The organism is Pantoea sp. M_10, from assembly GCF_008631515.1.
GTDB classification, from domain to species: Bacteria; Pseudomonadota; Gammaproteobacteria; order Enterobacterales; family Enterobacteriaceae; genus Pantoea; species Pantoea anthophila.
Map to the genome: position 1 here is coordinate 1,778 of NZ_VWUL01000016.1, position 2,998 is coordinate 4,775.

A 2,998-nucleotide genomic window follows, 5' to 3' on the forward strand; every position below is an offset into this window, starting at 1 on the left:
GCGACATGTTCGAGTCTCTCAAATGCTTACAGTCTGCAGCGTTGAAAAACGCCTGTGGGTTGTGAGGTTAAGCGACTAAGCGTACACGGTGGATGCCCTGGCAGTCAGAGGCGATGAAGGACGTGCTAATCTGCGTAAAGCGACGGTAAGGTGATATGAACCGCTACAGCCGTCGATGTCCGAATGGGGAAACCCGGTGCACTCAGTGCATCATTGCAGCATGAATACATAGTGCTGCAAGGCGAACCGGGGGAACTGAAACATCTAAGTACCCCGAGGAAAAGAAATCAACCGAGATTCCCCCAGTAGCGGCGAGCGAACGGGGAGCAGCCCAGAGCCTGAATCAGCATGTGTGTTAGTGGAAGCGTCTGGAAAGTCGCAGGGTACAGGGTGATACTCCCGTACACAAAAGCACATATGCTGTGAGCTCGATGAGTAAGGCGGGACACGTGGTATCCTGTCTGAATATGGGGGGACCATCCTCCAAGGCTAAATACTCCTGACTGACCGATAGTGAACCAGTACCGTGAGGGAAAGGCGAAAAGAACCCCGGCGAGGGGAGTGAAACAGAACCTGAAACCGTGTACGTACAAGCAGTGGGAGCACCTTCGTGGTGTGACTGCGTACCTTTTGTATAATGGGTCAGCGACTTATATTCTGTAGCAAGGTTAACCGTATAGGGGAGCCGCAGGGAAACCGAGTCTTAACTGGGCGTTAAGTTGCAGGGTATAGACCCGAAACCCGGTGATCTAGCCATGGGCAGGTTGAAGGTTGGGTAACACTAACTGGAGGACCGAACCGACTAATGTTGAAAAATTAGCGGATGACCTGTGGCTGGGGGTGAAAGGCCAATCAAACCGGGAGATAGCTGGTTCTCCCCGAAAGCTATTTAGGTAGCGCCTCGTGAACTCATCTCCGGGGGTAGAGCACTGTTTCGGCTAGGGGGCCATCCCGGCTTACCAACCCGATGCAAACTGCGAATACCGGAGAATGTTATCACGGGAGACACACGGCGGGTGCTAACGTCCGTCGTGAAGAGGGAAACAACCCAGACCGCCAGCTAAGGTCCCAAAGTCATGGTTAAGTGGGAAACGATGTGGGAAGGCACAGACAGCCAGGATGTTGGCTTAGAAGCAGCCATCATTTAAAGAAAGCGTAATAGCTCACTGGTCGAGTCGGCCTGCGCGGAAGATGTAACGGGGCTAAACCATGCACCGAAGCTGCGGCAGCGACGCGTAAGCGTTGTTGGGTAGGGGAGCGTTCTGTAAGCCGTCGAAGGTGTGTCGTGAGGCATGCTGGAGGTATCAGAAGTGCGAATGCTGACATAAGTAACGATAAAGCGGGTGAAAAGCCCGCTCGCCGGAAGACCAAGGGTTCCTGTTCAACGTTAATCGGAGCAGGGTGAGTCGACCCCTAAGGCGAGGCCGAAAGGCGTAGTCGATGGGAAACAGGTTAATATTCCTGTACTCGGTGTTACTGCGAAGGGGGGACGGAGAAGGCTATATCAGCCGGGCGACGGTTGTCCCGGTTTAAGCGTGTAGGCGGAGGGTCCAGGTAAATCCGGACTCTTTTAACGCTGAGGCGTGACGACGAGGCACTACGGTGCTGAAGTGATAAATGCCCTGCTTCCAGGAAAAGCCTCTAAGCATCAGGTAACACAGAATCGTACCCCAAACCGACACAGGTGGTCAGGTAGAGAATACCAAGGCGCTTGAGAGAACTCGGGTGAAGGAACTAGGCAAAATGGTGCCGTAACTTCGGGAGAAGGCACGCTGGCGCGTAGGTGAAGGGACTTGCTCCCGGAGCTGAAGCCAGTCGAAGATACCAGCTGGCTGCAACTGTTTATTAAAAACACAGCACTGTGCAAACACGAAAGTGGACGTATACGGTGTGACGCCTGCCCGGTGCCGGAAGGTTAATTGATGGGGTTATCCGCAAGGAGAAGCTCTTGATCGAAGCCCCGGTAAACGGCGGCCGTAACTATAACGGTCCTAAGGTAGCGAAATTCCTTGTCGGGTAAGTTCCGACCTGCACGAATGGCGTAATGATGGCCAGGCTGTCTCCACCCGAGACTCAGTGAAATTGAACTCGCTGTGAAGATGCAGTGTACCCGCGGCAAGACGGAAAGACCCCGTGAACCTTTACTACAGCTTGACACTGAACATTGAGCCTTGATGTGTAGGATAGGTGGGAGGCTTTGAAGCGCGGACGCCAGTCTGCGTGGAGCCATCCTTGAAATACCACCCTTTAATGTTTGATGTTCTAACGTGGCCCCGTGATCCGGGGTGCGGACAGTGTCTGGTGGGTAGTTTGACTGGGGCGGTCTCCTCCCAAAGAGTAACGGAGGAGCACGAAGGTCAGCTAATCACGGTCGGACATCGTGAGGTTAGTGCAATGGCATAAGCTGGCTTGACTGCGAGAGTGACGGCTCGAGCAGGTGCGAAAGCAGGTCATAGTGATCCGGTGGTTCTGAATGGAAGGGCCATCGCTCAACGGATAAAAGGTACTCCGGGGATAACAGGCTGATACCGCCCAAGAGTTCATATCGACGGCGGTGTTTGGCACCTCGATGTCGGCTCATCACATCCTGGGGCTGAAGTAGGTCCCAAGGGTACGGCTGTTCGCCGTTTAAAGTGGTACGCGAGCTGGGTTTAGAACGTCGTGAGACAGTTCGGTCCCTATCTGCCGTGGGCGCTGGAGAATTGAGGGGGGTTGCTCCTAGTACGAGAGGACCGGAGTGAACGCACCACTGGTGTTCGGGTTGTCATGCCAATGGCACTGCCCGGTAGCTAAGTGCGGAAAAGATAAGTGCTGAAAGCATCTAAGCACGAAACTTGCCCCGAGATGAGTTCTCCCTGACCCCTTGAGGGTCCTGAAGGGACGTTGAAGACGACGACGTTGATAGGCCGGGTGTGTAAGCGCAGCGATGCGTTGAGCTAACCGGTACTAATGACCCGTGAGGCTTAACCTTACAACGCCAGAGGCGTTTTTGAGAGAC

At 54.1% G+C, this 2,998-nt stretch carries 1 rRNA gene; it reads left to right on the forward strand.

Going from position 1 to position 2,998, the window contains the following annotated elements:
• Positions 1-65 precede the first annotated feature (65 nt).
• Positions 66-2,971 (forward strand): 23S ribosomal RNA (locus F3I47_RS22225).
• The last annotated feature ends 27 nt before the right edge of the window (positions 2,972-2,998 follow it).